Annotated in this window: 1 protein-coding gene; it reads left to right on the top strand. The window is 43.9% G+C overall.

Annotated features, from left to right (window positions below):
- The first annotated feature begins 6 nt into the window (after positions 1 to 6).
- Complete coding sequence (locus QOL76_RS04025) at positions 7 to 26,874, top strand: DUF7507 domain-containing protein (RefSeq protein WP_283411738.1); 26,868 nt, start codon at positions 7 to 9, stop codon at positions 26,872 to 26,874.

The raw sequence follows: 26,874 nt of genomic DNA, 5'->3' as shown, positions 1-26,874 counted from the left end.
TTTCATATGCAAAAAATTTACTCATCTCCACTGAGATTTTATAGAAACATTAATGTTCAAGATTTGAGAGTTAACTTCAATTTTGGAGTTTTACTTTTATTTATTTTATGCGCATTTGTATCACCTGCCCAAGGCGGTGTCAGCCATGATAATTGGGGCAATAGCGCATTAGCTAAAGAAACTTTTGCACCTACTGATCTTGAGTTGACACTTCAGGTAAGCAATTCCAGTCCATTCATTGGCAGTAGTGTTTCTTTTACTATTACAGTATTAAATCAGGGGCCTGACTTAGCTAATTCGGTTGAAGTCACTTCGCTGCTTCCTAGTGGGTATAGTTATCAATCAGACAATGGTGCTGGTTCCTACAATTCAGTTTCTGGAGTATGGACGGTTGGAGCCTTAGATGTGGACGAATCACAATCGCTAATTATTACCGCAGAGGTGACAGACACCAATGACTACCTAGTGGAAGCAAGTGCTTCTAGCGAAGAAGAAGATCTAGTGGTAGATGATAATTCAGCAGAGATTACAATTACACCAGTTTTTATTGCTGATCTAGCAATAGATAAGTCGGTAAACAACTTAATTCCAAATGCCGGTGATCAAGTTGTATTTACTGTAGAGGTGATCAATAATGGTGGCTATGATGCCGAAAATGTAGTAGTCAAAGATCAGTTGAGGAGTGGTTACACTTATATAAGTGATAACAGCGGTGGAAACTATGACCCTGCTTCGGGAAATTGGAATGTGGGAAGTCTGGCTGTTAATGCCTCTGAGAGTATTGAGATAACTGTTTTGGTCAATGGATCGGGGAACTATGAGAACACAGCGACAGCCTCAAGTGATCAATATGATCCCAACAATGAGGATAATCAAAGTTCTATTACGCTAACTCCTGTTCCGCAGACGGATCTACAAATAGCCAAATCGGTAAATAACGGTACACCGGATGTAGGAAGCCAAGTTACTTTCACGATTACAGTGACCAATAATGGCCCTTCACCTTCCACGGGAATGACTGTAGAAGACCAGCTACCTAGTGGATATGAGTATGTTTCGGAAAATGCTTCGCAAGGAAGTTATGACGATGGCAATGGTGTTTGGACAGTTGGGGATTTAGCTTTGAATGCATCAGCTACTTTGCAGATTACTGCAAAAGTGTTGGAGCCAATCTCCGGTGCAGACTATCAAAATGAAACTTCTATAACGGACAGCAATGAAAATGATCCTGACAGCGGGAATAATTCTGCTGAGGAAATTACTTCACCAGTTTCCAATCCAAGCTGGACTCTGACTAAAAGCAGTTCCAGTACTTACGCGAACCCGGATGATCAACTTGATTTCACCATTGTAATCACCAACACAGGAAATGTTTCCATTTCAAATGTACAAGTGACTGATGAAACTGTGACTTCTGGTCCAACCTATGATTCTGGTGATGATGGCGATAATGTACTGGAAGTTGGAGAAAGCTGGACTTACACTGCCACCTATGAAGTTTCTCAAGAAGATATTGACAACGGTAGCGTTACAAATAATGCCAGTGTAAGTGGAGATCCTATAGACGGGTCTCTGGACAGTGCGACTGGGAGTACTACCGTCAATGCAACTCAAAATCCTTCATGGACCTTGAGTAAAACTACCGAGACATCTGATTTTGACGAGGTAGGAGATGTGCTTACGTATACCATTTCTATAGCAAATACAGGAAATGTTTCTATCCTGAATCCTACAGTAAGTGACCCTGGAGCGGATTCTGATCCTAGTTATGTGGCAGGAGATGACGGAGATGGAGTTTTGGAAGTGGGTGAAACCTGGGAATATACAGCAACGCATACGGTAACTCAAGAAGATCTTGATAATGGCTCCTATGAAAACCAGGCTACCGCTTCTGCGGATTTAACGACAGGAACTATACCTGATGCCTCGGGTCAGGCTTCTGTGCCAGCAATTCAAAATCCATCCTGGACTTTGACCAAAACAGCAAACGAACCCGAATATTTGAATGCTGGGGACGAACTCACCTATTCTATTGTAATAGAAAATACAGGAAACGTTTCTATAAGTGGTGTAAATGTTACAGATCCTCAAGCCAGCTCAGGACCAATCTACGAATCAGGGGATACGGATGGAGATTCGGAAATTGACCCTAACGAAGCATGGGTTTTTACAGCCTCTTATACAGTCACTCAGTCCGATGTGGATGCTGGAGAATTCACCAATTCCGCCACTGCAAATGGAAATCCACCATCTGGCACATTGGATCCCGCTACGGATGGAGAAACGGTTCCTGCTGTGCAAACTCCCGAATGGACCATTTCTAAAACGGCTACTACCACCACTTATGCTAAGCCTGGTGATAAGATCTCATATACGATCGTTGTAGCAAACACTGGAAATGTGACTATTGACAACGTGGTAGTTACAGATCCGCAGGCCACAGCTGGGCCTAATTATCTGTCTGGAGATCAGAACAACGATCAAAAACTAGATGTTGGGGAAACTTGGACTTTCTCAGCTGAATATACCGTGACCCAAGAAGATGTGGACAATGGTTCATTTGAGAATACTGCTTCAGCAACAGGAGATCCTGCGGGTGGAGAATTGGACGATATAGATGATAGCGAGTCCGTGCCTGCTACTCAGACACCGAAATGGACCATTTCCAAATCTGTCAATGAAGGAGGATATGGGGAAATCGGAGACGAACTGACTTATGATATAGTTTTATCGAATACTGGAAACGTTTCTATCAGTGATGTAGTCGTGAGTGACCCTCAGGCTACTTCGGGGCCTGATTATGTTTCTGGTGATGATGGTGACGGTGTATTAGAAGTTGGCGAAACATGGACTTATACGGCTACCCATATCATTGATCAGGATGATTTAAATGCCGGTGAATTCACCAATGTGGTAACAGCCAGTGGAACTCCTGCTGGTGGAGATTTGGAGGATGCGACAGACGATGCATCCATCGTCGGCAGCCAAAATCCAAAATTCTCCATTTCAAAAACTGTGGAAGAAAGCGGTTATGACGAAGCGGGAGATGAACTACACTACACGCTAGAAATTGTCAACACAGGTAACGTAACGCTTACTGATGTGGTCGTGAGCGATCCAAAAGTGGGGACTTCGGATATTTTTTCTGAATTCCAACCTGGTGAAACAATTTCATTTGAGCTTACTTATGTGGTCACCCAGGAAGATGTCGATCGAGGAACTTTGGAAAACACCGCTACTGCTACTGCAACTACTCCTGATGGGAAAACTTTCAGTTTAAGCGACTCGGAAACTATCAAAGCTTCCCAGACTCCAAAAATGGAGGTTAATAAATCTACATCTCAAACAGATTATACCAATGTTGGGGATGAATTGACCTATACCATAGTCTTGGAAAATACGGGCAACATTACCATTAATAATCCTGTGGTCGAAGATCCGACTGCTACCTCCGGCCCTACGTATGAAACGGGAGATGAAGACGAAGATGGGATTCTGGATGTAGGTGAAACTTGGACTTACACTGCCACCTATATCGTCACCCAGGAAGATATTGACAATGGTAGTTATACGAATGAAGTGACCGCCACCGGTGATTCTGCAGCGGGAACACTTCAGGATGAAACGGATGAAGTAACCGTTGATGCCATTCAGCTTCCAAGCTGGAATATGGAGAAGACGGCTACTAATAATCCAAAAGAATATACTCAGGCTGGAGAGGAGATTTTTTACGATATCGTCATTACAAATACAGGTAATGTATCGATCAAAAGTGTAGATGTTTTTGATGTAGGTGCTACGAATCCACCAGTTTATACCTCCGGAGATTTGGATAATGATCAAGTCCTTGATGTGGGCGAAACCTGGACTTATACTGCTAGCTACATCGTCACACAAGATGATCTGGATAATGGTAGTCACACCAATACAGCTGGTGCCAATGGGATTTCGTTAGGTGGCAATTTGCCCGATATTTCAGATGATGAGACTGTTCCTGCTAATCAAATAGCAGAATGGGAAATAACCAAAACGCCTTCAACTGATACCTACACAAATGCGGGGGAGGAAATCACCTACACATTTGAATTAGAGAATACAGGAAATGTTTCTATTTCAGATATTACCGTAGAGGATCCATTGACTTCAGACCCTACATATGTATCGGGAGATAGTAATTCCAATGGTAAGCTTGATCCTGACGAAACGTGGGTTTTTACTGCAGAATACACGGTTACGCAAGACGATATTAATAACGGAAGTGTGTCTAATACTGTGGATGCAAGTGGAACTCCAGCCGGTGGACTTGATTTGCCGGATGCCACAGATACCAATACTATTGATGCCATACAAAATCCGGAAATTTCACTTAATAAATCTGTAGATAAAGTGTCCTACGATGATACTGGCATCGTTTTGACCTATACGATTACAGTTAGAAACTCAGGTAATTTAAGTCTGAGCGATATAGCGGTAGAGGATGATTTAATTGGCTTGGATGAAAGTGGCATTTCACTAGAACCTGGTGAAGAAGTTACCTACACAGGAACTGTCACTATTACACAAGAGGATATAGATAATGGTTCGATTGAAAATACAGCTTCAACTTCCGGATCAGGACCCAATGGAGAAGAGGTAGAAGATAGCGATTCGGCTTCTTCAATTGCCGATCAAAAACCTTCCATCAGTGTAGAAAAAACACTGAACAGTGAAGGCTATGTAGAGGCAGGAGATGTACTTGAGTACACTATAACTGTCAGCAATACTGGGAATGTTACTTTAGCGCCAGTGGTGATTAGTGATCCATTAACGGGTTTAGATCAGACGATTGATACCATGGCCCCAGGAGAGTCCATTGATATCACTACCTCCTATACAGTTACCCAAGAGGATATAGATTCTGGAACTGTAGAGAATAATGTCACAGTCACTGGAGAGGATCCTAATGGAGAAGATGTGACAGACGTGGATTCTCAGACTACTAATGGTGCTGAATCTGATGAGCTAACTGTTCTTAAAACAGCAGATAAGTCTGGGTATTATGAAGCGGGGGAAGAAATCACTTATACTATCGTAGTTGCAAACACTGGTAATTCTACGATTAATAATATAACAGTCATAGATCCTCTTACAGGAATGACTGAGGAAATTGATACATTACTTCCAGATGAAGTAGTTACCTACACTACAACTTATACCGTTACCCAAGACGATATAGATAATGGATCTATAGAAAACACGGCTTCTGCCTCTGGCACTAATACAGATGGAAATTCGGTGCAAGATGATGGTTCCGAAGTGGTCAACTCTGCCCAAAACCCGGAATTGACAGTCAATAAATCTTCTGATAAAACAGGTGATTTGGTAGAGGGTGAAGTAATTACTTATTCTATTGTGATCACAAATACGGGGAATGTTACCATCACTGATATCAATGTTACTGATCCATTAACTGGTTTGGATGAAAACGTCGGGGATTTGGCACCAGGAGAATCAGTTACGGTGACCACTTCCTATACGGTGACTGCTGACGATGTGGCAAATGGAATAGTAGTGAACTCTGCAACTGCTTCAGGAAAGACTCCTGATAACAATGATATTTCAGATACAGATACAACCACCGATGGAGGTGGTCCACATAGTGGATTACGTATATATAAGAATGTCGAAGAATTTGGCTACAGTGAAGATGGCGAGGTACTTCACTATACGATCGTAGTCCGAAATACTGGGAATGATGATCTAAGTAATGTAGTGGTTACTGATCCATTAACAGGCTTGAATGAAACAATTAATTTGGCTTCAGGAGAAAGCCAAACTTTTAACGAAACATATACTGTCACGCAAGAGAATGTTGACATAGGATTTATTACCAACACCGCGACAGCTACAGGGCAAAATACTTCTAATGAAACGCTCACTGCCTCAGATACTGAGAATATTAATGGGGTTCAAACGCCTCAGTTGACCACAGAAAAAGAAGCAGTTCAAGGTGGATACAAATCTGAAGGTGATGTAATTGACTACAATATTGTGGTGAGAAATACCGGTAACGTCACCATTTTTGATGTACAAATTGAAGATCCGCTTACAGGACTTACCCAGACGGAGCCTAGCATCGCACCAGGAGAAACAATTGTACTTACCCAATCTTATTCTGTAACTCAGGATGATTTGGATGTAGGAAAAGTAACTAATACGGTTACTGCAGCAGGTGTTGATTACTACGATAATCCCGTTTCTGCTCAAGCGGATGAAGAGGTGACTGGTGCCAGAAATCCAAGATTGAAACTTGAGAAAACAGTAGAAGAAACTACTTATAGTTCTCCTGGAGATATATTACACTATTCTATAGTAGTAACCAACACAGGAAATCTGACTGTTTTTGAAACAGATGTCATAGACAATTTTACAGATTATGAAGAGGTCATTCCTGAATTGGCTCCAAACGAATCAGTAACATTTACATTCACCTATACTATTACTCAGGCAGATATTGATCGAGGAAGCATCTTAAATACGGCTAGTGCCACTGGGACTGATTATTTAGGTCAGATAGTTTCTGCCGGAGGAGCTGTGAATATTTTTGCAAATAGAGAGCCTGAGCTTACTGTTACTAAAGATGCTGATATCACAGAGTTCGATGCTCCGGGAGTAGATATTAACTACGAGATTACCGTGACCAATTCAGGCAATGTTACTGTAGCTCTTTTACAAGTAATTGACCTAAATGTGAACACCGGCCCAACATATATCAGCGGTGATGATGGAGATGGTGTCCTAAATGTAGACGAAACTTGGGTTTATGAAGCATCTTATACGACTACCCAAGAAGATGTAGATAAGGGTAGTTTTGATAATACCGCACGCGCCCAAGGCCAGTTAGCAGGAGGTGGTTCAATACAATCATCTGCTGATGAATCTGTGCCAAGTATTCAAAGCCCAAGTTGGACTTTGGATAAGCGTGGTATCAATAATCCAAACACATATTCATCAGTAGGAGAGGTATTAAATTATAGCATTACGTTAGCCAATACGGGGAATGTATCTATTGGTAATATTAATCTTCAAGATCCTGATGCAACCACTGGGCCTATTTATGTGTCAGGTGATCAGGACGATGACGATGTATTGGATGTGGGAGAGACTTGGATTTATGTAGCGACTCATGTCATTTCTCAGCAGGATATTGATAATGGTTCATTTACCAATACTGCAACTGCTAAAGGCAAACCGGCAGGTGGCAACATTCCGGATTTGACTGATAGTGAAACCACAGGCGCGGTGCAGAATCCGGATTGGCTTTTGACCAAGACAAGCACTACTACACCAAATAATTACAATAGTCCAGGTGATATATTGAATTATACCTTGGAACTGAAAAATACCGGAAATGTAACCATCACCGATGTGAGCATCACTGATCCGTTTGTAGCAACAGGGCCTACCTATAGAAGCGGCGACAAAGATGCAGACAATGCATTGGACGTGGGAGAGACGTGGGTTTTCGTAGCGCAGTATACCGTAGATCAAAATGACATAAATGTTGGTGAGTTTAAAAATACAGCTTCAGCTACAGGTACTCCTGCTGGTGGAAATCTAGCTCCAGCAGAAGGTGAGGAAATCGTACCGGCGGTTCAGAACCCAAGGCTGGAAGTGACCAAATCAGTTCAGGAAAGTGGTTACACCGAAGTTGGGCAGGTATTGCATTATGATATTACAGTTGAGAATATCGGAAATGTCTCCGTTTATGATATCACAGTTTCTGATTCAAAAACCTTCTTGAGTACAACTATTGATGTGTTGGAGCCTGGCGAAAGTCGCGAATACTCTGAAACATACACAGTGACTCAGGAAGATGTCGATCGGGGAATCATTGAAAATACGGCAGATGCTACAGGGCAGGATTTGTTAGGAAACACTGTTCAGGATGATGACACTGAAAACCTGAATGGTGCTCAGAATCCTCAGATAACAATTGATAAATCAGTAACTCAAAACAGCTACATCAATGCGGGTGAGGTTTTAGATTACACCATCGTCGTGACTAATACAGGAAATATTACTGTATTTGATATGGAAGTAACTGACCCATTGACAGGATTATCAGAAACAGTGGAGGTTTTCTCCCCAGGAGATGAAGTGAGCTATGAGGTCACATATACGGTCACCCAAGATGACGTAGATAATTCCAAAATAGACAATACAGCAACTGCTGAAGGGCTGGATTTTAATGGAAATACAGTTTCTGATTCGGATTTGGAAAGAATTACAGGGGTTCAAAATCCATTTATTTCTTCCTCTAAATCTTCTCCGCAAAGCACCTATTCTTTTGTCGGTGAAGTGATCAATTATGAGATTCTGATTAATAATACTGGTAACGTCTCCTTCTATAATATGGAGATCAATGATCCTAAAGCAGAAATTACCAGCGAAAATCCAATTCCAATTGTAGTTGCTCAAACAACAGCTACAGTAACAGCTCAGCATATTGTCACGCAGGCCGATTTGGATGCAGGATCTTACACCAATCAGGCGACGGCTGATGGTAATTTGAAAACAGGTGTTCCAATTTCTACCACTACCAATAAGGTAACCCTTAATGCGGTTCAGAATCCTTCCCTGACCGCTACAAAAGCAAGTTCTACTGCAGATTACGATGAGGTAGGAGATGTGATAGAATACACTATTGTGGTTGAAAACACAGGAAATGTGACCCTGTCAAATGTCACAGTGACCGAACCAAAAGCTGTGATTACCTCAGGAAATCCAGTGTTGACTTTGGCGCCAACAGAAACAGCGACCATCACTGCAGAGCATGTCGTAACTCAGGCTGATTTGGACGCAGGATTCTATGCTAACCAGGCGACAGCCCAAGGCAAAGACACGAATAATGGAAATGTAGATGCGACTACCGAAGAGGTAATCGTGCCAGCAATTCAGTCCCCATCCATGATCGCTACTAAGCGATCTCCGACTACCCGATATTCAGCGGTTGGTGATGTGATTACTTATTCAATTGTGGTCACTAACACGGGAAATGTCACTTTATCAAACATAGTCGTGACAGATCCTAAGGCTATCATTACCGGAGGTAGCCCAATAGCTACTTTGGCTCCAGGAAAAAGTGCGATTGTCACCGCAGAGCATGTGGTCGTGCAGGAAGATATCGATGCAGGTTCTTATACCAATCAGGCTTCAGCCCTTGGTCAGGATACTAATGATGGGGATGTAAATGCGACCACCAACGAAGTGACTGTTCCAGCGATTGAAGCGCCTTCTATTTCCATAGATAAAACAGCCATCACGACTAGTTATGCCGAAAATGGTGAAGAAATTACCTATCAGGTGACCGTCACAAACACAGGGAATGTGACCTTGACAGACGTGGTCGTTACAGATCCATTGACAGGAATGGATGAAGAATTTACTGATTTTGCACCGGGAGACTCAGAAGTCTTTACGACCACTTATACAGTAGATCAGAATGATTTGGATACCGGTTCTGTGCCAAATACAGCCTCGGTTCAAGCGGTTCCTCCAGCTTCTAGCGGTATTCCGTTAGTGACCGATTCAGATGATGAGCTGGTAGAGGCTATTCAGACACCTTCGATAGAGATAGTAAAAACTTCAGATAAAGCAACCTACGATACCCCAGGCGAGATTGTAACCTACACGGTGGTAGTGACGAATACCGGGAATGTGACCTTGTCGGATGTGACGGTAATCGATCCTCTGACTGGATTGGATGAGGAAGTTGGAACTTTGGCTCCAGGCGAAAGCGCCAGCTACGATACACCGATCACCATAACTCAAGATGATATAGACAATGGTTCTATTTCCAACACAGCTTCTGCCAGTGGTTTAGATCCAAATGATGATCAGGTGAACGATACTGATGATGTGTTGATTCAGGCGCTTCAAAATGGTGAAATAACAATCACAAAAACTGCAGATCCTAAAGAATTCAGCGCACCTGGGGTTGTCATTACTTATACGGTTGAGGTAGAAAACACCGGAAATCTAACACTGGAAAATGTAAGTGTAATTGATCCGTTGACCGGTTTGGAGGAAGTGATCGTGCTGATGATTCCAGGTCAGGTAGAAACCTATATCACAACTTACACCACCACTCAGGAGGATCTTGACAACGGCAGTATTCCAAACACCGCGAGCGCAGCTGGTCAAACCACTCAAGGAGTTGATGTTTCGGATACAGATAACGAGTTGGTCACTGGCCAGCAAAGCGCTGCCATACAAGTGATCAAAACTTCTAATCCTAAGTTCTTCAACGCCGCTGGCGAAGTGATTACTTATACGATAGTAGTAACAAACGTGGGTAATGTGACTTTGAGTGATGTGGAGGTGGAAGATCCATTGACTAATTTCGATGAATTGATCGGTGAGATGGCTCCAGGAGAGAGCCGGACTTACACGACTACCTATGCATTGAGTCAAGCGGATGTGGACAATACCACACTGGTAAATACAGCTACTGCGACAGGGCAGGCTCCTTCTGGTGACACTGTCACTGATAGCGATCGGGCTATTGTCTATGTATTTGGCAGTCCAGCCATCGAAATAGAGAAAACAGCCTCGCCACTTACATTCGATGAAGCGGGCCAGACTATCACCTATACGATAGAAGTGACAAACATCGGGAATGAGACACTGACTGATGTGACGATCACTGATCCACTTACTGATACAGATGAAAATGTTGGCACCTTGGCACCGGAGGAAAGCACATCCATTCAAGTTACCTACGATGTGACTCAGGATGACCTGGATCAGGGATTTGTAATAAATACTGCTACAGTAACCAGTCTGGATCCTGATTTGGAAGTCGTAACTGCGACAGATGATGCACAAGTACAAGGTTTACGTGCAGGAGCAATCAGCATTGATAAAACTGCCGATCAATTAACTTTTGACAATGCGGGAGATGAGCTGACGTACACGATCACGGTAACCAATACCGGAAATGTGACTTTGACAGATGTACAAGTGACTGATCCGCTTACTGGCCTTACTTGGGATATAGGTGAAATGATTCCAGGGCAAATTGAAGTTGAGCAGACTTCTTACATCACTAATCAAGACGATATCGATGCCGCTTTAGTATACAATGAAGCTACAGTTACTGGAAATACTCCTTCGGGAAGAGTAGTAACCGATCAGGATAATGCACGAGTGATTTCTAAGAGAGCAGGATCAATTTCTATAGATAAAACACCACTTCAAAGGACCTATAGCGAAGCTGGTGAAGAGATAGAATACGAACTTACCATTACCAATACAGGGAATGTGACGCTGACAAATGTGGAGGTGACGGATCCACTAACTGGCTTCAGTATCATTATTCCGAGCATGGCACCTGATGCGGTAGAAACATACATTGTTTCCTACACAGTGACCCAAGCCGATGTGGATAGAGGAACTATACTTAATGTGGCTACTGTCTCAGGGACAACACCAGCAGACAGGAATGTTTCTGATACAGACAATGCAATAGTTCTGGCAAGAAGAGCTGCTGCTATTGAGATCAGCAAAGAGGCAAATGTAACGACCTATGACGAAGTAGGGGATATTATTACTTATACCTTAACTGTTACAAATACAGGAAATGTAACCTTGACGGATGTCGAAGTAACGGATCCATTGACAGAGTTTAGTGAGACGATAGACACTTTTGCGCCAGCAGAAACACAGACTTTCACCACTACCTATACCATCACACAGGAGGATCTGGATAATGGCAACTTGCCAAATACAGCAAGTGTGACAGGACAGTCACCTGCCAACAGGGCGGTTACAGATTCCGACGATGAATTGGTTACGGCTATTCAATCAGGTGAGATCAACTTGACTAAGTCTGCTGATGTGACTAGCTACGATGAGGTGGGAGATGAGATTACCTATACCGTGACGGTAGAAAATACTGGAAACGTCACTTTGACAGATGTGGAAGTTTCAGATCCTCTGACAGATTTGTCTGAAAATGTAGCCACTTTAGCACCAGGAGAAACAAGAACTTATACGGTAGTTTACACGGTAGATCAGGACGATCTAGATGCTGGACAAGTGGACAATACTGCCACTGCCACAGGTAGCACTCCTACGGATCAGATCGTTGAAGATGATGATTCAGTAACCGTAACAGGTGTGCAGACACCAGCTATAGAATTAGTAAAAGTAGCAGATAGGGCTACCTATTCTGAAGCTGGAGAAGTGATTACTTATACCATTACCGTGACCAATACAGGTAATGTGACACTTTCCAGAATTTATGGAATAGATAACCTTACCGGATTGAGTGGATTTATCGACTCTCTTGACCCGGGAGAATCCAAAGTGTTTACAGAGACTTATACTGTGACTCAGGAAGACATGGATAATGGAACGGTATTCAACCAGGCTGGTGCCCGAGGATATGCTCCGGATGGCAGCCAGGTTCAGGATATCGATGAAGTGACAGTGATCGGGGTACAAAGTCCATTGATCAGTATCACGAAAACTGCAAGTCCTAGCACGTACGAAACTCCTGGAGAAGTGATTACTTATTCGTTGGTAGTAGAAAATACAGGAAACGTTACACTGGAAAATGTGACCGTGAAAGATCCATTGACTTCTTTGGATAGAAATCTAGGTACGTTCGTTCCAGGTCAAATCCAAACAGGTACTACACGATACACAATTACTCAGGCAGATGTGGACGCAGGTGCCGTGGACAACACCGCAAGAGTTTCAGGTACTGCTCCAGACAATAGTTTGGCTCAAGATGAGGATGATGAAACGGTAACAGCGTTGTTAGATCCGGAAATTACCATCGAGAAATCTGCAAATGTGTCGGATTACGATGCTGCTGGAGATGTGATTCGCTACACCATGACAGTGACAAATACAGGAAATGTCACGCTAGAAGATGTTACTGTGAATGATCCGTTGATTCCAGTCAATACTAACGTTGGGACTTTGGCTCCTGGTGAATCTGCTGATGTGAAAGGAAACTACACTGTGACTCAGCAAGATGTAAATAATGGTTCTATTTACAATCAAGCAACTGCTCAAGGCACCTCTCCTCAGAATTCACAAGTCATTGATGCCGATGATCTGACGATTGAAGGTATTCAGCTTTCGCAAATAGAAATAGTGAAAACTACAGCGCAAACTACCTATGATGCTGCTGGAGATGTGATTTTCTATACCTTGAAAGTGACCAACACGGGTAATGTCACTTTGACTGATGTAACGGTGACTGATCCGTTGACAGGGCTTGCTTACAATGCAGGATCTTTTGCTCCAAATGAAAGTAAGGAAGGACAAACTAGCTACACCGTAACTCAAGCTGATGTAGATGTAGGAGAAATACTAAACGTAGCAAATGTAGTCGGAACTGATCCGAATGATGAGGAAGTGACTGACGATGATGAAGTGACTTCCAAAGCAAATCAGATTGCAGGTATAGAGATTAATAAAGTGGCTTCGCCAAAAATCTATACCGCCGCAAATCAAATAATCACCTATACACTGGAAGTGACCAATGTGGGTAATGTTACCTTAACTGATGTGGAAGTCATAGATCCTTTGACTGGTCTATCTGAAATTGTTCCAACTCTAGCGCCAGGTGATTCTGAGCAATTCACGACCACTTATACCGTAAGTCAAGAGGAAGTAGATACTGGCTTTGTAAATAACGTAGCTACAGCAACAGGAACAACCCCTTATGATGATGAGGTGGAGGATAGTGACAATGAACAAATCATCGCTATCCAGAATGGTGCAATTGAAGTGAAGAAAACCTCCAATCCTAAATTCTTCAATGAAGACGGGCAAGTGATCACTTATACGATAGTGGTGACTAACGTTGGAAATGTGACATTGGAAGATGTGGAAGTAACTGATCCTTTGACTGGCTTCAATGAGACAATTGACACCATGGCGCCTGGTGAGAGCCAGACATTCACGACCACTTATACGTTGACTCAGGAAGACGTAGATAATACAAATCTGGTCAATACAGCAAGGGCTACTGGAATTACTCCTGAAGGTGAGGAAGTAGAGGATACGGATAATGCAAGGGTTTATGTGATCGGAACACCTGCAATTGAAATCACGAAAACTGCATCACCGAATACTTTTGACCAAGCTGGTGAAGTGATTACGTACACACTCACAGTCACTAACATTGGAAATGAGACATTGAATAATGTCACCATTCTAGATGAACTTACTGACACTGATGAAAATCTGGGGACTTTGGCACCAGGCGAAAGTTCTACCATCACGACTACCTATACAGCCACTCAGGAGGACCTGGATAATGGTGTGATTGTCAATACAGCTTCTGTAAGAGGAACAGATCCAGATTTAAGAGTTGTAAATGATACTGACAATGCCAGTGTACAAGGATTGAGATCTGGGGCAATTGGAATACATAAAAAAGCAAATCAACTGACCTTTGATGAATCGGGAGATGAGTTGACTTATACTATTGTTGTCACCAATGAAGGTAATGTGACCTTGACTGATGTGGTAGTTACCGATCCTCTGACAAGTCTAGAATGGGAGGTTGGAACATTAATACCTGGAGAAAGTGCTACGAATACTACTTCATATATCGTGGATCAAGATGATGTTGATGCAGCATTGGTACTTAATACAGCTACTGCAACCGGTCTGACGCCGACTGACAGAACAGTAACTGACTCTGATAATGCACGTGTTTTATCGAAAAGATCAGGTGCAATTACCATAGACAAAACACCACTTCAGAGATTCTATAATGCCGCAGATGAAGTGATCGAATATAGGTTGACTGTCACAAATACAGGAAATGTAACTTTGACCAATGTAGAAGTAACAGATCCTCTGACAGAGACTACGGAGACTATTCCGACGATGGCTCCAGGCGACTCTGAGGTATATACTGTTTCTTACACCGTCACCCAACAAAATGTGGATGATGGATTGATCGTCAATGTAGCTACTGTTTCAGGTACAACGCCTCCTGGCAATACCGTCTCTGATACGGACAATGCTGTTGTATTGGCGAGAAGATCAGCGAATATATCGCTTACTAAAGAAGCGGATGTTACGACTTATGATGCTGTTGGAGATGTAATTACCTATACACTCACAGCCACGAATACAGGAAACGTGACCTTGACGGATGTGGTAATCACAGATCCGCTTACAGAATATAGCGTAACTGTAGAAAGTTTGGCTCCTGAAGAGTCTGTAGACTTTATTACTACTTACACCATTGCTCAGGAAGATCTGGATAATGGAGAATTGCCAAATACGGCTACGGTGAGAGGTACTACTCCGGCTGATCGAACTGTAACTGATTCTGACGATGAGTTAGTCACCGCGATTCAAAATGGAGAGATCACTGTTACTAAGACTGCAGATGTAGCTACTTACGATGCAGTTAATGATGAGATTACTTATACTATCCTAGTTGAAAATACAGGAAATGTCACGCTGACTAATGTAGAAGTTACTGATCCTTTGACTGGTTTGACTGAAACAATTCAGACTTTGGCACCTGGAGAATCTAGGACCTATACGGCAGTTTATACAGTAGATCAGGGAGATTTGGATGTGGGACAAGTGGATAATACTGCCACTGCTACTGGTACAACTCCTAAAGGTGAAATCGTAGAAGATGATGATTCTGTCACTGTGGAAGCTGATCAAACACCTGAAATTGACTTGGTCAAAGAGGCGGATAAAGCCGAATATTCTGAGGCTGGAGAAGTGATTATTTACACCGTGACTATTACCAATACTGGAAATGTTACGCTGAATACACTACAAGTCACAGATCCTTTGACAGGTGCGGATGAACCTATTGTGACTTTAGCTCCTGGAGCCAGTCTGTCCAAAGAATTCCCATACACTGTGACTCAAGCGGATGTAGATGCAGGGCAAATAGACAATACTGCTACTGTTACCGCCCTGGACCCGAATGGTTTGGAGGTTGAGGATAGTGATGATGTGACTGTAATTGCTATTCAGGAAGGAGCAATACAATTGACCAAAACCGCCAATGTTTCTACCTATGATGAGGCAGGTGATGTCATTAGATATACGATAGTTATCAAGAATATTGGCAATGTAACGTTGACAAACGCTCAGGTTACGGATCCGCTTACAGGATTGGATGAGACTTATGCAAGTTTGGCTCCGGGTGAATCTGTGACAATTCGCAGAAACTATACCGTGACTCAAGACGATGTGGATAGTGGACAAAGAGACAACACTGCCAGCGTAACGGCTACTTCCCCAAATCCAGCTGTGGTTACGGATGAGGACATGGTGACAGTCATCGCTGAGCAAAGCCCTGCGATACTAATTGAGAAAGTGGCAGATGTAGCATCATATGATGCTGCAGATGATGTGATTACTTACACCGTGACAGTGACCAATACGGGTAATGTGACTTTGACCAATGTCATCGTTACGGATCCACTCACTGGGATGGAAGAGGTGATTCCGAACCTAGCTCCGAATGAAGTTATGGTGTATACTACTACTTACACCATTGAGCAGGAAGATGTAGATAATGGGTCTGTGACCAATGATGCTAATGTAGTTGGCACTCCTCCTACAGGACCGAATGTGACTGATGAGGATGCTGTGGAGGTGGTTGCTTTGCAGAGTGGTGCTGTTCAATTGACAAAAACAGCTACGCCTAGAATCTTTGATGCACCAGACGATGTGATTATTTACACTTTAACAGTGACTAATACTGGTAATCTGACTTTGACTAACCTTAACCTTGTAGATAGCAGACTGGAAGTGGATGAGGATTTTGGGCCGCTATTGCCTGGAGAAAGCATTACTTTCAATCCAACCTATACCATCACACAGGAAGATGTAGATGGTGGAAGATTAGTAAATACAGCCACTGTAACTGCAGAAACTCCAACTAATGAAACACTAACTGACACGGATGATGTCATAGTGTTTAGAAGAGGTACTCCAGGTATTGAGATAATTAAGACAGCTTCTCCGATAGTATATGGATTAGCAGGTCAGGTGATTACTTATACGTTGACAGTCACCAATGTTGGTAACTTGACCATTGAAGATGTTGTCATTACTGATGATTTGACAGGCTATACGGAGAATGTGGGGACACTAGCTCCTGGTAATATTGCCATCAGAAATACCAGCTATACGGTTACCCAATTAGACATGGATAATGGAAGCATCACAAATATTGCTTCTGTATCTGGTCAGGCAAGTAATGGTGAGACTGTGACTGATGAAGATGATGCGAAAGTCACAGCATTGACCGCAGGATCTCTGACAATAGACAAGACTCCTAGTCCAAGACTATACAGAGAAGCAGGGGATGAGATTACCTATACTATTGTGATCAGAAACCGTGGTAATGTGACCCTAAGTGATGTTACTGTATCTGATCCGCTGACGGAAATGGAAGTAGCTGTGGGTAGTTTGGCTCCTGGAGCAAGCAGAACCTACACTGAGAATTACACGATTACGCAGGCAGATATGAATGCAGGATTTGTCAGCAATACAGCTTCTGCTACAGGGACTACACCTAAGGGGCGCGAGATATTGGTGACGGACAATGCGGTGGTAGTTGCACTACGAAATGGAGCTATTTCCCTAGTGAAAACGGCAAATGTGAAAACTTACGATTCTGAAGGGGATGTCATTCCTTACACATTGGTGGTGACGAATACAGGAAATGTGACTTTGACCAATGTAACTGTCACTGATCCAAATACTGATTTTACTGCAAATGTGGGCACACTTGAGCCAGGACAGTCAGAGACTCTTTCTACCGCTTACACGATCAGTCAAGAAGATGTAGATGCAGGCTTGTATGTCAATACGGCTACAGCGACAGGTGTTACACCAGCTAGCAGAATAGTTGAAGCAGAGGACGATGAGGAAGTTATAGCTATTCAGAATGGACAGATTGAGATTGAAAAATCTGCAGATATCTCTACCTATACTGAAGTAAATCAGGAGGCTAATTACACCATCACAGTGACAAATACTGGAAATGTAACCTTAAGTAATGTATTGGTCAAAGATCCGAGAACAGGCCTTGATGAAGTTATTACCACTATGGCTCCAGGGGATGTAGAATCCTTTGAAACGACTCATACAATAACTCAGGTAGATCTCGACAATGGACAGTACATTAACATAGCAGGCACTAGAGGGACTACTCCTAAAAATGTAAATATTTTTGATGCGGACACAGCGGTAATCAAGGCTATTCAGGAACCATCGATTGTGCTCGTAAAATCAGCAGATGTGGAGGAATACGATGAAGCAGGGGATGTGATCAACTATACTGTTTTGGTAACCAATGACGGAAATGTGTCATTAGACAATGTAGTCGCCAGTGATCCTAAAACAGGTTCTAGCAGAGACTTTGGTACGTTGGCACCGGGCGAGACAGCTACGATATCTGTCAGCTACACCGTCACTCAGGCAGATGTAGATAGAGGATTTATCGAAAATACTGCAAATGTAGTGGGGCTTGATCCAGAAGAAAATGAGGTAGATAGTACAGATGATCTGACTATAGATGGTATTAAAAATCCTGAAATTGAAGTTGTGAAGACTGTTCAGGAAACTACCTACGTAGAAGTTGGTGATGAGCTGAATTACACCATTACTGTGGAAAATACCGGCAATGTAACCTTGACAAATGTCACAGTGACTGACCCATTAACTGAATTGGATCAAAACGTAGGCACATTAATTCCAGGTGAATCTGTATTAATCGAAACAACTTACATCGTTACTCAGGATGATCTGGATTCAGGAACAGTTTCCAACATTGCAACAGCGACTGGCACAGACCCTGATGGTGGAGAGACAGACGGGGAAGATGGAGTTGATGTGGACGGAACTCAGGAGCCATCAATTAGCCTGACCAAGGATGCGAACGTTACCGAGTACGACGAAGCTGGAGATGTGATCCCATATACTTTGGTTGTAACCAATACGGGTAACGTAACCTTAACTAATGTCAACGGAGCAGATGACCTCACGGGCTTGACCAGAAACTTCGGCACCATGGCACCTGGAGAATCCATCACGGTGACGACGAATTATACGGTGACTCAAGAAGATGTGGATCTTGGAGAAGTGACCAACCGTGCGACCGTGACCGGTACAGACCCGGAAAACACCCAAGTGGATGCAGAGGCAGAGGAGATTGTTCCGGGAATCAAAACCCCGTCGCTAACAGTGGAGAAAACTGCCGGACAGCCTACCTATGTAGAAGCGGGTGATGAGATCACTTACTCCCTAGTGGTGACCAATAGCGGAAATGTGACCCTGAGCGATGTGACGGTAGAAGATCCATTGACAGACTTAGAAGAGAATGTGGGCACACTTGCTCCAGGGGAATCGGTGACATTGACGTCCACATACACCATTACCCAGGACGATATGGACAATGGCAGCAGAGACAATTTTGCGACAGCGACCGGTACTGATCCTGACGAAAACATAATAGATGGTGGAGATGGGACTACCATTGAAGCGATACAGGATCCTTCGATTGAAGTGGTGAAATCTGCCGACGTTCAGACCTATGACGCAGCCGGTGACGTAATCAATTATGAGTTGATTGTGACCAATACAGGTAATGTGACCTTGACTGGTGTGACGGTAGAAGATCCGATGACCGGATTGGATGAGACAGTGGGTACTGGCACTTTGGCACCGGGAGAATCCGTGACAGTCGTGACCAGCTACACGATTACCCAAGAAGATGTCGACAACGGTGAGTTGATAAATAATGCTATCGCCACAGGTGTTGACCCTGAGGAAGAGGAAGTTGAAGATGAGGACGAGGTAATTATTACAGCGGATCAGCGAGGTGAGATAGATCTTGACAAGTCTGCGGATGTAACCAGTTATGATGAAGTAGGCGATGTGATTACCTATACCTTGTTGGTGACCAATACTGGGAATGTTACGCTTACCGAAGTAACGGTGATAGATCCGTTGACCGGTTTGAGTGAGAATGTAGGGGAACTCGCCCCAATGGAAACAGCCACTCTTACGGAAACCTACACAATCAGCCAGGAAGAGTTAGATGCCGGAAAGGTATACAATTCGGCCACCGTACGCGGATTTACTCCTGCCGAAGATGAAGTTGAAGATGAGGATGATGTGACTGTTCTTGCCCTTCAAGCGGCAGCAATTCAGGTAACAAAAACTGCCGCACCTAGAATATTCGATACAGTGGGCCAGAATATTGTCTATTCGATAGTAGTGACCAATACGGGCAATGTAACCTTGACTGGAGTAACTCTTGAAGATCCATTAACAGGTTATTCTGAGAACATAGATATCATGGCACCAGGTCAGGTATTGAACTTCACCACAAGCTACACGATAGTACAGCAGGACCTGGAAAATGGAAACGTGCTGAATACCGTGTTGGTTGAAGGAATTGCGCCGGATAATTCCACCGTGGAAGATGATGACAAGGTCAGGGTTTTTGCCGATGGAGAGCCGGGCATAGAAATACAGAAAACTGCAACACCGCTTACTTATGACGAAGCTGGGGAGACGATCGATTATGAAATCGTAGTGAGCAACGTGGGGAATCTGGAGCTTTACGATGTAGTGATCTCCGATCCACTAGTATTGGATGAACCAATTACAGTGGCTTCCCTTGGGGTAGGAGAATCTCTCACGTACAACCTAAGTAGAGATGTGACTCAGGATGATCTTGACAACGGCTTCTTCACCAATACGGCAAGTGTGTCAGCTGTAGATATTAATGAGAAAGCTGTATCTGATCAGGATGAGGCTACCGTAGTAGCTAGGAGAGCTTCCGGTCTGGAGATTACTAAGAGGGCGACCCCGAATCTCTTTGATGAAGCTGGGGATGAGATTACTTATACGCTGACTCTTACCAATACAGGCAATGTGACGCTTACGAATGTCCACGTGCAAGATCCGCTGACGGGCTTGGATGCAGTGATACCAGTGCTGACACCGGGACAAAGCCTAGAAAGAACAACTGTCCTCACAACCACTCAGGAACAGTTGGACATGGGTAGGATAGTTAATAATGCTACCGCAGAAGGCACAACCCCTGCTGGCAGAATATTGAGAGACAATGACCGAGCGGTGGTATTGGGTCAAAGAAGAGGGGAAATCTCTGTTGAGAAAACAGCAACTACTGATGAGTACAATAAGGAAGGGGATATATTGACTTACACCGTTGTGGTGACCAATACAGGCAACGTGACCCTTACAGATGTAACGGTTGAAGATCCGCTAACTGGTATGGAGGTGGAGATAGACACATTGGAACCATCAGAATCCCAGACATTCTCAACCACTTATACTGTGACTCAGGAAGATGTGGACAATGGGGAAGTGTTGAATACCGTGACAGCAGAGGGAAGAACGCCGATAATTAGAAGAGTGAATGACACAGATGATGCTTTAGTTCAAGGTACTCAATCTCCCGCATTGAGTGTAGTGAAAGTGGCTAACCTCAGTACATACGATGAAGTAGGGGAAGTGATCCCATACACCATTGTGGTGACTAACACTGGTAATGTCACATTGACAAACGTTATGGTTGATGATAACCTTACTGGGTATTCCAGAAATGAGGGCACATTGGAGCCTGGAGAATCGGTGACAATATCAACGGACTACACCGTCACTCAGGAGGATATTGACAATGGTAGCATCACCAACCTCGCAACAGCAACAGGTACAGATCCAGACGGAGGTCAGGTTGATGGAGGAGATGGAACTACAATAGATGGAGTTCAGGATCCGGAAATAGATATCGAGAAATCAACCAATGTGACCTCCTATGATGAGCCAGGGGATGTGATACCTTTTACTCTGGTAATTACAAATACTGGTAATGTTACATTGACAGCAGTGAAAGTTTCCGATCCTTTAACTGGATACACTGAGAACTTTGGAACCCTTGCTCCTGGAGATTCATTTACTACCACCACAAACTATACGGTGACACAGAATGATATAGATAATGGAAGTTTCCTAAATGTGGCCTATGTGGTGGGGTCTGACCCAGAAATGGAAACAGTGGATGATAAAGATGAGGCGCTAGTAAATGCTGTTAATACACCAAGCTTAACAGTGGAGAAAGTAGCAAACGTCGAAACTTACGTAGAAGCAGGTGAGGAGATTCCGTACACCATTGTGGTGACGAATACCGGAAACGTGACCTTAACAAACGTGACGGTAACAGATCCATTAACTGGACTGGATGAAAATGTAGGAACGCTTGCTCCAGGCGAATCAGCCACGGTGACGACCACTTACACGGTGACTCAGGAAGACGTTGACAACGGAGAAGTAACCAACATTGCGACAGCAACAGGAACAGATCCTGATGGCGGTGAGACTGACGGTACGGATTCGGTGATCGTTCCGGGAACGGATGCTCCAAGCTTAACAGTGGAGAAAGTAGCAAATGTCGAAACCTACGTAGAAGCAGGAGACGAGATTCCATACACCATTGTGGTGACAAATACCGGCAATGAGACCTTGACGAATGTAACGGTAACAGATCCGTTGACAGGACTGGATGAAAATGTAGGGACATTGGCCCCAGGCGAATCAGCCACGGTGACGACCACTTACACGGTGACTCAGGAAGACGTTGACAACGGAGCAGTAACCAACATTGCGACAGCAACAGGAACAGATCCAGACGGAGGAGAGACTGACGGTACGGATTCGGTGATCGTTCCGGGAACGGATGCTCCAAGCTTAACAGTGGAGAAAGTAGCAAATGTCGAAACCTACGTAAAAGCAGGAGACGAGATTCCATACACCATTGTGGTGACGAATACCGGTAATGTGACCTTATCAAGCGTAACGGTAACAGATCCGTTGACAGGACTGGATGAAAATGTAGGGACATTGGCCCCAGGCGAATCAGCCACGGTGACGACCACTTACACGGTGACTCAGGAAGACGTTGACAACGGAGAAGTAACCAACATTGCGACAGCAACAGGAACAGATCCAGACGGAGGAGAGACTGACGGTACGGATTCGGTGATCGTTCCGGGAACGGATGCTCCAAGCTTAACAGTGGAGAAAGTAGCAAATGTCGAAACCTACGTAGAAGCAGGAGACGAGATTCCATACACCATTGTGGTGACAAATACCGGCAATGAGACCTTGACTAATGTAACGGTAACAGATCCGTTGACAGGACTGGATGAAAATGTAGGGACATTGGCCCCAGGCGAATCAGCCACGGTGACGACCACTTACACGGTGACTCAGGAAGACGTTGACAACGGAGAAGTAACAAACATTGCAACAGCAACAGGAACAGATCCTGATGGTGGTGAGACTGACGGTACGGATTCGGTGATCGTTCCGGGAACGGATGCACCAAGCTTAACAGTGGAGAAAGTAGCAAACGTTGAAACCTACGTAGAAGTAGGAGATGAGATTCCATACACCATTGTGGTGACAAATACCGGCAATGAGACCTTGACGAATGTAACGGTAACAGATCCGTTGACAGGACTGGATGAAAATGTAGGGACATTGGCCCCAGGCGAATCAGCCACGGTGACGACCACTTACACGGTGACTCAGGAAGACGTTGACAACGGAGAAGTAACAAACATTGCAACAGCAACAGGAACAGATCCAGACGGAGGAGAGACTGGCGGTACGGATTCGGTGATCGTTCCGGGAACGGATGCCCCAAGCTTAACAGTGGAGAAAGTAGCAAATGTCGAAACCTACGTAGAAGCAGGTGAGGAGATTCCGTACACCATTGTGGTGACAAATACCGGCAATGTGACCTTGACGAATGTAACGGTATCAGATCCGTTAACTGGACTGGATGAAAATGTAGGGACATTGGCACCAGGCGAATCAGCCACGGTGACGACCACTTACACGGTGACTCAGGAAGACGTTGACAACGGAGCAGTAACCAACATTGCGACAGCAACAGGAACAGATCCTGATGGCGGTGAGACTGACGGTACGGATTCGGTGATCGTTCCGGGAACGGATGCCCCAAGCTTAACAGTGGAGAAAGTAGCAAATGTCGAAACCTACGTAGAAGCAGGTGAGGAGATTCCGTACACCATTGTGGTGACAAATACCGGCAATGTGACCTTGACGAATGTAACGGTATCAGATCCGTTAACTGGACTGGATGAAAATGTAGGGACATTGGCACCAGGCGAATCAGCCACGGTGACGACCACTTATACGGTGACTCAGGAAGACGTTGACAACGGAGAAGTAACAAACATTGCAACAGCAACAGGAACAGATCCAAACGGAGGAGAGACTGGCGGTACGGATTCGGTGATCGTTCCGGGAACGGATGCCCCAAGCTTAACAGTGGAGAAAGTAGCAAATGTCGAAACCTACGTAGAAGCAGGTGAGGAGATTCCGTACACCATTGTGGTGACAAATACCGGCAATGTGACCTTGACGAATGTAACGGTATCAGATCCGTTAACAGGACTGGATGAAAATGTAGGGACATTGGCACCAGGCGAATCAGCCACGGTGACGACCACTTACACGGTGACTCAGGAAGACGTTGACAACGGAGAAGTAACCAACATTGCGACAGCAACAGGAACAGATCCTGATGGTGGTGAGACTGACGGTACGGATTCGGTGATCGTTCCGGGAACGGATGCTCCAGGTCTGAGTGTAGTTAAAGTGGCTGGAGTTGAGACTTACTCTGAAGTTGGGGAGGTGATACCTTATACCATTGTGATTACCAATACTGGTAATGAAACTTTGACTGATGTATTAATTACTGATCCTTTGACAGGAATGGTAGAGATACTACCAACTTTGGCTCCAGGTGAATCAGTGACTTATGAGACTAGTTATACAGTTACTCAGGAAGATATCGAAGCAGGTAGTATCACCAATTTTGCGTCTGCATCAGGTAAAGATCCTGACGGAAATGAAGTCGATGGCGGAGATGGTACTACTATTACGGTGGTGAAGATGCCTGCAATCCAGATTGTCAAAGAGGCCGATAAAGAGGCTGTCATTGTAGTGGGCGAAGTCATAACTTATACTTTGACTGTGACAAATACAGGAAATGTGCCATTGGAAGATGTCGAGGTGACTGACCCGCTCACTGGATTGGATAGTACGCTAACCAGCTTAGCGCCGGGAGAATCTATTTTCCTTATAACTTCATACACTGTAACTTCCGAAGATATCGCAGCAGGTGAAACGATTATCAATACAGCTTATGTGACGGCACCTGATCCAGATGGAGGTGAAGATCTCACAGACGAAGACGATGCAGAAACAGCATTGTTGTGTAATGGTGAGACATTGGTGACAGGGGAGATCTTTACTGTTATAGAAAGAGAACCATTGCCAAATGTCCCAGTGGTGTTGATTCCGAATGCTGATACTCAAGGTGACACCTTGATTGTATTAACGAACGGTGCGGGTAGGTATATTTTCAGAAATGTAGCTGAGGGAAATTACACTGTTAAAGTTCTGGACGGGAACCTTCTTAGTAGCCAAAACTTAAGACCAGTTGATGGAGATACAGCTGAGGTGAAAGTTGAGGCATGTGTGTATAGTCCAAATGACTTTAGATATGCCAAGACAGGTGATGGGCCTTCATTTAATCCGGTTATAAGTGGATATGTGTGGTACGATCTGAATGGAGATGCTATCCAAAACGAATGGTATGATGCCAATGGAGACGATGAAGTCACCCAGAATGTTATTACCCCTGGAGTTCCAATTAATATCTTTAATTGGGAGTGGTTTGATCTAAATGGTGACGGAAGCTATGAGGGTCCTGAAAATGAAGGTGAATTGAATAAAGCTGGTTTTGGAAACCCTGCTGGTCAAAATATCTCCATCAAAGGTCCAAATGGCTACGAAGCTATGGCTACTGTAGGTCAGTTTGGTAATTGGAAACACGTGTTGCCACAGGCTGATCCATACGGAGAATATGAGGTGACTTTGGTAACGGATCCTATTTTCGATGCTCAAGGCCTCAAGTTAGGTGCATCTGGATTGGTGAAAGTATTGCCAGATCCTAGTGGTAGACTTACTGAGCGGGATGAAATTAATAAGTTGGTTTGTGAAGTCACTACCGATATCGTGCAGTATGGTACTGTTTCTCAAGACAGTCCTTCTAATTTCGACTTCGATTATGGTTTGCGTTGCTACTTAGTAGATGATGAGGTCAATCTCTCAGTTGAGAAAACTTCTTTCGATGTAGAAATATTTGAAGGTGATGAGTTCGAATATGAAGTAGTCATCCGAAACATCGGTGGAGTAGACGCGACTGAAGTATTATTGACTGATGATCTCCCTCAAAACGTAACTTATCTGAGCTCTGAGGTGATAGCCAATAGTAGCAATGCTGAAGTTACCACTTCGGTCACTGGAAGCAGAATCACCTGGGCTATGCCATTATTCTCAGCAGAGGCAGAACTTATAATTCGCATTAGAGTGAAAGCAGGAGATGCAGGTATCATTACGAACGTAGCAGAAGTTGGCTCAAGTGAAACAGATACTGACGAAATGGATAATCAAGATGATGACGTAAATGAAATCTTACCATTCCATATTCCGAATGTAATCACACCGACTAATGTGGATGGTGATAATGACACCTTTGTGATTCAGGGACTTGGCAAGTTTGTGAGCAACGACATTGTCATCTTCAATAGATATGGTGATCATGTCTTTGAGACGGAAGATTACCAAAATGATTGGGATGCCCCAGGTCAAGTCGCCGGAACCTATTTCTACATTTTAAATACTGTAGATAAGGATGGAGGCAAGCATGAATTCAAAGGATGGATCCAGGTTATCAAGGATTAA

The sequence above is a fragment of the Algoriphagus winogradskyi genome (genome assembly GCF_900182815.1).
Lineage (GTDB): Bacteria > Bacteroidota > Bacteroidia > Cytophagales > Cyclobacteriaceae > Algoriphagus > Algoriphagus winogradskyi.
This window is presented reverse-complemented; position numbering and strand designations above follow the sequence as displayed.